Source organism: Neobacillus muris, from assembly GCF_943193175.1.
In the GTDB taxonomy this organism is placed as follows: domain Bacteria; phylum Bacillota; class Bacilli; order Bacillales; family Cytobacillaceae; genus Neobacillus; species Neobacillus muris.
In genome coordinates this window covers 1-2,446 of sequence record NZ_CALPDF010000085.1, presented here as the reverse complement: position 1 = coordinate 2,446, position 2,446 = coordinate 1, and the positions used below count along the sequence as shown (strand labels likewise).

Here is a 2,446-nt window from a genome sequence, read left to right as displayed (position 1 = left end):
TGTTTATTGCAAAATAAAAGTACAGAGGTTTGCGAGGAATTTGTGCAGAATCTAACTGCATAAAAAATAGGCTTGCCAGCCCCTAAAATATCCCCTACTGTATGGATTGAGAGATCACAACAGTGGGAGGACATGAAAGGATGCTAGCAATGCCTGAAGTTGATTATATCAAACATTTAAGAGAAGAAGAAGACTTATCAATAAATGAAATTGCAAGAAAAACTGGATGTAATTGGAGGACTGTGAAGAAGTACGCTGATGGAGAAAGTTTTGAAGAAACCCTCAAGTTCACCAGAAGAGGAATGATGTACGAGGAAGGGTTCGGAGAAATTGTTGATGATTGGCTAGAGGAGGACATGAAACTCAAGAGAAAAGAACGGAGAACCAGCAAGAAAATCTATGAAGATCTTAGAGATAACCTTGGTTTCAAAGGGTCCTATCGGACCGTATGTGAATATATTCAGAATCGAAAGCCCCAACTCAAAGCTGCCAAGATTGAAAGACATGAGCGTTTAGAACACCCTCCGGGTGAAGCACAGGTGGACTTTGGAAATATGACTGTCGTAAAAGATGGAGCATATAAAGATATCAAAGCCCTAATCCTGAGTTTTCCACAAAGTAATACAGGATTTGGTTACCCTCTTCCCGGCGAAAATACCGAGTGTTTCCTTGAAGGGCTAAAGCAGTTGTTTCACCAGGCTGGAGGGGTGCCAACCTATTTACGTATTGATAACCTGGCAGCGGCAGTTATTTCAATTGGCAAAGGGGGTAAACGGACCTACACTGACGCATTTTTAAGGTTCAAATGCCATTACGGCTTTGAAGTGCAGGCATGTAACCCATCAAGCGGGCATGAAAAAGGAAATGTGGAAAAGAAGGTTGGCTATACGAGGAATAATCTATTTACAACAGCTCCGATAATGGAGAGTTTTCCCCAATTAGCGGACTGGATGAAGGAGGAAATGGAAAAGGATCGGCAACGTCTCCACTATGAAAAAAATGTGTTGATTGATGAGCTGTGGGAAGAGGATAAAAAGCATTTGAAGGCCTTGCCTTTAACTGATCTTTCGATTTACTCAGTGAAATCAGCAACAGTTAATAAATACGGGGAAATTGAAGTCGATGGTGATAAATTTGTTATCCACAAAGCGAGAATGAAACAAGCATTAGTTCTCAAAATGGAATGGGATCGATTCACCTGTTTTACAAATGACGGGGAAATTGTTTACCAAGAAGACCGGCCTTATATGAATACGACAAGAGCGATTCCCTGGAATGATATATTAATAGATTGGGAGAAGAAGCCACGATCCGTGAGGTATTCACGCTTTTTCAAGTATTTGCCTGAGAAGGTCCAAACGTATCTGACGATACGATCAGAGGAAACCAGATCCCGGGTCAAGGGGATAAAGAAATTATTAGAAAAGCATTCGCTAAAAGATATTGATTCGGCCTTGGAATTGGAGGAACGGTTTGAAAGAGCTCCGCATGAACTGGGGTATATCCTGGAAGCCAAAGAAGCTACTTATCCAGAGAAATTAAACGAAGTGCACACGCCGGAAATATTGCTTAATTATGAAACCGATTTGCATACTTATGACAAGATTCTATGTCCTTCTTTGGAAGGAGGTGTTTCCTAATGGCTGATTTAAAGGCTATTTGTAAGACACTCCACCTTGCCCATATTATTGAGGAATTCGAGGAAGTCCCTTTTGAAAGTAAAGAGCAATTTCTTCGTGATGTTCTATCAATTGAAGTAAATTCAAGGCAGACCACCAAAGTCGCCAGGCTGATAAAAAAGGCCAAATTTAGGGAACTTAAATGGCTTAGGGACTATGAGTGGTCCGAGCAGCAGCACTTGCCAGCGACAACCTCGAAAGAGGCAATCTGTGACCTCCGCTTTATAAAGGAAAAACAGAACCTACTGCTTATGGGAACGCCTGGCACGGGAAAAACGCACTTGGGAATGGCTTTGGGGGTAAAGGCTTGTGAAATGGGGTATGAGGTCCGTTTCTTCCGAGTGGCTGATTTAGTCGTCCAATTAGAGGAAGCGATGAAAGAAGGTTCTTTACACAAGATAAAACGCCAGATTGAGAAGTGCGATTTGCTTATACTAGATGAATTGGGATACGTCCCTTTTCAAAAGCAAGGATCAGAATTATTGTTTCACATTATTGCGGACTGTTATGAGCATAAGAGTGTGATTGTAACCTCTAATCTGGAATTTGGTCAATGGAATCGAGTTTTTGGGGATAATCGTTTAACTTCTGCCCTGGTGGATAGATTAGTGCATCACGCCCATGTGATTGCGTTCACAGGGGAAAGTTACCGGTTGAAAAATGCACTTTCTTCAATCAAAACACAAGATGGAATTTAATGTAAACACTAGCTGCAAGCCTATGTAAATTTCGCTGCATTTTTCTGCACTTTCTGCTTGCAAAAAACA

2 protein-coding genes are annotated in these 2,446 nt (G+C 41.3%); both read left to right on the top strand.

Translation table 11 applies throughout. The features are described 5' to 3' along the window. Positions 1–140 precede the first annotated feature (140 nt). Complete coding sequence (istA, locus tag NFS43_RS24300; protein WP_251555567.1) at positions 141–1,640, top strand: IS21 family transposase; 1,500 nt, start codon at positions 141–143, stop codon at positions 1,638–1,640. After that, positions 1,640–2,377 carry an IS21-like element helper ATPase IstB gene (gene istB / locus NFS43_RS24295; RefSeq protein WP_251555566.1) on the top strand — a complete coding sequence of 246 codons (738 nt, stop codon included), beginning with the start codon at positions 1,640–1,642 and terminating at the stop codon, positions 2,375–2,377. Before istA ends, istB begins: the two co-directional genes overlap by 1 nt. Positions 2,378–2,446 lie beyond the last annotated feature (69 nt).